5 protein-coding genes are annotated in these 5,481 nt (G+C 35.3%); 2 read left to right on the top strand and 3 right to left on the bottom strand.

Annotated elements, in window-relative coordinates; all coding sequences use genetic code 11:
• Nucleotides 1–1,443 (top strand): APC family permease (locus tag A9G30_RS07195; protein WP_081295749.1); only part of this gene is annotated, 1,443 nt, incomplete at its 5' end.
• A gap of 266 nt (nucleotides 1,444–1,709) precedes the next feature.
• Here A9G30_RS07195 and A9G30_RS07190 read toward each other — a convergent pair.
• The 3 genes from A9G30_RS07190 to A9G30_RS07180 are packed head-to-tail and all read right to left on the bottom strand — an operon-like array spanning nucleotide 1,710 to nucleotide 3,839.
• Nucleotides 1,710–3,071: a PTS ascorbate transporter subunit IIC gene (locus A9G30_RS07190; protein WP_065588517.1), complete on the bottom strand. Its 1,362-nt coding sequence runs from the start codon at nucleotides 3,069–3,071 to the stop codon at nucleotides 1,710–1,712.
• Nucleotides 3,072–3,090: 19 nt separating this feature from the next.
• On the bottom strand, nucleotides 3,091–3,363 hold the full coding sequence (locus A9G30_RS07185; protein WP_065566512.1) for a PTS sugar transporter subunit IIB: 273 nt from the start codon (nucleotides 3,361–3,363) through the stop codon (nucleotides 3,091–3,093).
• Between the two features lie 32 nt (nucleotides 3,364–3,395).
• Nucleotides 3,396–3,839 carry a PTS sugar transporter subunit IIA gene (locus A9G30_RS07180; protein WP_065566511.1) on the bottom strand — a complete coding sequence of 148 codons (444 nt, stop codon included), beginning with the start codon at nucleotides 3,837–3,839 and terminating at the stop codon, nucleotides 3,396–3,398.
• A 316-nt stretch (nucleotides 3,840–4,155) separates the two neighbouring features.
• On the opposite strand from A9G30_RS07180, the gene A9G30_RS07175 reads away from it, so the two are divergent.
• Complete coding sequence (locus tag A9G30_RS07175) at nucleotides 4,156–5,187, top strand: LacI family DNA-binding transcriptional regulator (RefSeq protein ID WP_065588516.1); 1,032 nt, start codon at nucleotides 4,156–4,158, stop codon at nucleotides 5,185–5,187.
• Nucleotides 5,188–5,481 lie beyond the last annotated feature (294 nt).

Genomic DNA, 5,481 nt, shown 5'->3' with positions numbered 1-5,481 from the left:
GATCACAATTTAGAAAATAACTTGCGGAAAGATCTTGGTTTAGTTTCTGCATTATCCCTGGTTGTTGGGATGGTTTTAGGCGCTGGTGCATTTATGAAACCACCTTCAGTATTGGAAGTTACTGGCGATTATCATTATGCTTTATTAGCTTGGATTATTGGTGGTGCTATTTCCATTTGTGGTGGATTAACGCTTTGTGAATTAGGCGTCATGTTCCCAAAAACTGGGGGCATGCTTGTTTATTTAGAAAAAATCTATGGCGCTAAAATCGCTCACCTTTATGGTTGGATGATGACAGTTATCTTTTCTCCAGCGTTAATTGGTGCATTAGTCGGTTATTTTAGTTCAGTATTTTGCTCATTATTTGAGATTGAAGACACATATAAAATGGCGGTAGGTGCAGGAGCATTAGGCTTTATTGCCTTTATTAATGCAATTGGTGTCAAGGAGGCAGGATATTTACAAACCATTGCAACGGCTTGTAAATTGATTCCGATATTACTACTGGCGGTATTTGGTCTTTGGAAAGGCAATGGGCAAGTCGCATTATTTGGTGCTAGTGGTCAAGGTATTGAAACATTTGCGCCTTTTGCTGTTGCTATCTTAGCTACATTATTTGCTTATGATGGTTGGGCACAGGTTGCATCGGTTGCAGGTGAAATTCATAATCCATCTAAAGTATTACCAAAAGCAATCATTTTTGGGATTATCTTTTTAGTGATTGTTTATGCTTGTATCAATATAGCATTCTTTAAAATCTTTCCTGTCAACGAAATGGTTTCATTAGGGCACGATGCCGCCGCGGTTGCTTCACAGCGAATGTTTGGGCATTCAGGAGGTAACTTAGTTGCTGTTGGTATTATGATCTCGATTTTGGGTGGTATTAATGGTTATATCATGACATTATCACGTACTATTTTTAGCATGGCAGAGCGTGGAACTATTGTTGGTGCACGTTATTTAAGTACAATAGATGAGGATAGCCGTTCTCCTGTTAATGCCATTTCAGTTCTTGTTATTTTTGCATTTTTATATTCGGTTTTGTTAGATGCCGATCGTTTATCTGAAATTTCTATGTTTTCGATTTGGGTATTTTATTTACTAACCTTTGTTGGTGTTATGATAGCCAGAAAAAAATACCCTAATATACCAAGATCTTACAAAGTCATTGGCTATCCAATTATCCCTATTTTAGCCATATTGGGCGCTGTTTATGTGATTTATGGTATGCTAGTTTATCAAACAGAAAATGGGCTGGCATCAATTGTGCTGACGTTAGTTGGTTTACCAATGTACTATTATTATCAACGAAAGAACAAACATAGCGAACTTTCAGTCGGTGAGGTGAAAAAGTACCGTGTAAAAACACAATATACCATTGCTATAGTAGCAATAAGTGTTGTTGCTATATTAATTATTTATGGAAGCATAATTAGTAAATAGCAACCTTATTTCTGGTTAGATGATTTATTTAAGGGGGTTTATTTAAGGTTATTTATTTAAGGGAATTGCTTACTCATGTTTTTTAGTCGGTATAAAAGCAACAATAGGTGTTTTTTAACTGAAAAGTGTGACTAAAAATAAGTTAAAATTAAGCCATAATGTCTTTGTTGTAAAATAGGGCTTAATTAAATGATGTGCTTTCTTAAAGATGCCTTTTCTGTGTTTTATATAGCCACTAATATAAATAGTGGCTATAGGTACTTTAACTAATCCTTTGAATCAATTTTGGGTTTAGCTATGTAATTATAAATAACCAATATAGCAAAGATAGCAATAATAATGCTCATTATGATATCTTTGTTAAACCACTTAGCCATATTACCTAAGATAATTCCAACACCGCAAAAATCAACATCAGAGAAAGTCGTATTTGCAAAACCCAAAGATCCTAACACAGGCAGTAGCATAACCGGCAAGAACGTGACTAATAGACCATTAGCAAATGCTCCAAGCATTGCTCCACGGCGTCCTCCCATTGCATTACCAAATACCCCCGCTGTTGCACCACAAAAGAAATGAGGAACAACGCCAGGTAATATCAGAACCAGATTTAATTGCCCTAAAACAAATAATCCAATTAATCCACCAAGAAAGCTAAATAAAAAACCGATGAGAACGGCATTTGGCGCATATGGAAAGACAACAGGACAATCAAGAGCGGGTTTTGCATTAGGTACCAGTTTTTCTGAGAACCCTGTAAATGCTGGCACAATTTCAGCGAGAATTAATCGCACGCCTTGTAGAATGATAAACACACCAGCAGCAAATGTAATAGCCTCTATAATCGCATAAACTAAATAATTATCACCTTTACTTAGATTAGTTTCGACATAGTCAGAGCCAGCAAATATAGCTAGAATGAGATAAATAATCATCATAGTTAATGAGATTGAAATTGAGCTATCGCGTAAGAAACTTAGGTTTTTAGGTAAATTCATCTCTTCAGTTGAGCGTGAGTTTTTACCTACAACTTGCCCAAGCCAGCCAGCTAGCACATAACCTAAAGTACCAAAATGGCCAAATGCGACATCATCATTACCCGTAATTTTACGCATATGCGGTTGTGCCAAAGCAGGGAAAAAAGCCATGATAAGGCCAAGCACTAACGATCCAGTAAATACCAGTTGCCAGCCTTTAAATCCTGCAACGGTTAAAATAATACTAATCATACAGGCCATATAAAAGGTATGATGTCCTGTCAAAAAGATAAATTTTAAACGTGTAAAACGTGCAACTACGATATTAGCGACCATACCAAACGCCATAATTAATGCCGTTGCTGCACCATATTCATTTAATGCCATAGAAACTATAGCTTCATTATTAGGAATAATACCTTGTAATTTAAAAGCTTGCTCAAACATCATGCCGAGTGGCGTAATTGCACTGATAAGCACGCTTGCACCACCGCTTAATACCAAAAAACCTAAAATTGTTTTCACGGTTCCTTTTACGGTATCAGCAAATGATTTATGTTGGGCTATTAACCCAACCATGGCAATTAAACCCACCAATACGGCAGGTACTTTTAAAATATCAACAATAAATTTTACGATTTCCTGAATCATAGCAACACCTCATAGGCCGTTAATTCTTAGCAAGATGCTCAGCAAGTTTGGATTCTAGATCGTTGATATCAATAATATTGCTTAGTACCACTAATTTATCTGCAGGGATACCCGAACTGGCCGCTAAATCTTTGGTCATAACAAAAATATCGGCTTGATCGGGTGAGATAGATGCAAGATCGGCATGTGTTACTTCGGCATCAACATTTAATTTCTTAAGCACTTTTTTGATATTCATTTCAACCATAAAACTACTACCTAGACCTTGACCACAAACAGCCATAATTTTCATATTATTTATCCTTTTATAAAGTTTTATTAAATTTAATAACGATTGGTTACAGTTAAAATCTGATCGCAATGTTGAGCATTAAAAATGGCTTGCATATCATTTGATTCACCAAATAAGGTTGCCAATTGCGTTAATATTTCAATATGACTAGAACTATCAATTGCTGCTAATAACGTAATTAAATAAACTGGATCATTATCTGCCGAATTGAAATTTACCCCTTGTTTGACTAATAACATTGATAAGCCTAATTGATTTACACCATGCTCAGGTCTGGCATGTGGCATTGCAATGCCAGGCGCTAACACATAATAAGGTCCAAGTGATTCGTGTAATTCAAAAATTTTTTCAATATAATTAGGAGAAATCGTATTGTTTGCTAATAATGGTGATGCGCAAAGCTGTATAGCTTCTTTCCAATCATTTACAGAATCAACAATATTCACAGTTTGCTGTGTTAAATAGTTAGCGAGCATTTTCTCTCCATTAAAATTCTGATAATTTATTGAAAAATTAGCATATAAATTAAAAATAGCCACAACTAAAATAATAGAAATGTGATAGCGCTATCATATTTGCATAAATTTTTATTTATTTTGTGATGTAGATAACATTTCTAATAAATTCATTAAAAATAATTATGTTGATAGAATAATATTATTAAAAAATTGAGTTTTAAAAGGTGGCTCACAATATTCATATTAATGGATAAGTCACTCATCACTGGCTTGCAGTTGTCAAAATTAGTCTTTTTTAAACGAACGGTTAGGTTAAATTCAATTAGGATGAAATATGCAAAGCGCAAAAAAACGGAGGAATACAGGGCAGGTTACTTTATTTGACGTAGCGAAATATGCCGGTGTGGGCTCTATGACCGTGTCACGCGCCTTACGCACGCCAGAACGTGTTTCTGTTAAACTTCGCAAAAAGATTCAAATTTCTATCGATGCGTTAGGATATAAACCCAATGTTACCGCTAGCCAGTTAGCCTCGGCGTCATCTAGCCCAGTTATTGCAGTTATAACAACCAAAAACCACGATCATTCTGCGCAAATTTTGCTTGATGTGTTACAAGCAAATTTAATTAAACAAGGTTATACAATATTGTTTATTGAATCTGAGCATTATTATAACCGTGAACTAAAATTGTTAGATTCTTTACACAACCATAATCTCGAAGCAATATTGTTATTTTATGTCGAAAATGACGTTATTATTGAGAATGTTAATCTTAATAAAACGATACCTATTATGAATATTGGTAAGCAATATGATACAGCGGCAGATCCTGATATAGCGTTAGATAATAGTTTAGCAATGTATATGCTAACCGAACATATAATAAAAAAAGGCTATCAAAATATTGGGTTACTGTGTGCCAACCAACAAAATTATCTCTTTCAACAACGTTTACATGGTTGGCATAAGGCGATGTTGGATTATCATCTACCTACCCATCGAGTTATCAATGCTGCCAAGCCTGCTAATTTTAGTACAGGTAGCTTATTACTGCCTGACATATTATTGAATTGGCCTGAAATCGATGCCTTAATTTGCACTACTGATGAATTAGCCTGTGGTGTGCTTTATGAGTGCCAACGACGGCATATCCGTGTGCCCCATCAATTAGCTGTGAGTGGATTTGGTGATAACGAGTTTTGCCAAGTGAGTTTTCCACCTTTAACAACAGTCTCCTTACCTGCTGCAAAAATAGGGGAACATTTGGCGATGCAACTATTAAGTAAGTTAAAAGCTCAAACTCATTGCCATAAACCAGATTTATCAACGTTCGCCCCTATACTTCGTTTAAGAAACAGTACTTAGTTGCATTGAGTGCCAAGTTATATTAAATCCTAGGTTATATTAAATACTTAGCTGTCATGATATTTTGCATATACATCCAATCGACTAGTTAGCAAGGCTTAAAATAATGAAGCATGCATAGCAATCCCCAAACTGTGGTGGTGTGAAGTAGCGAGTATAAATCACCTTTCTATTTTCTTCACTTCACCGAGTTTAAAATTACACCTCATGTTTCAATCCAGAAAATAGCCAGAAAAAATTCAATAAAATCAATGGCTTTTCTGACTTGTTTTTAAACTATAAAATCCTCAATTG

Origin of the sequence: Gilliamella sp. Fer4-1, from assembly GCF_001690515.1 — a bacterium.
In the GTDB taxonomy this organism is placed as follows: Bacteria; Pseudomonadota; Gammaproteobacteria; order Enterobacterales; family Orbaceae; genus Gilliamella; species Gilliamella apicola_C.
This window is presented reverse-complemented; position numbering and strand designations above follow the sequence as displayed.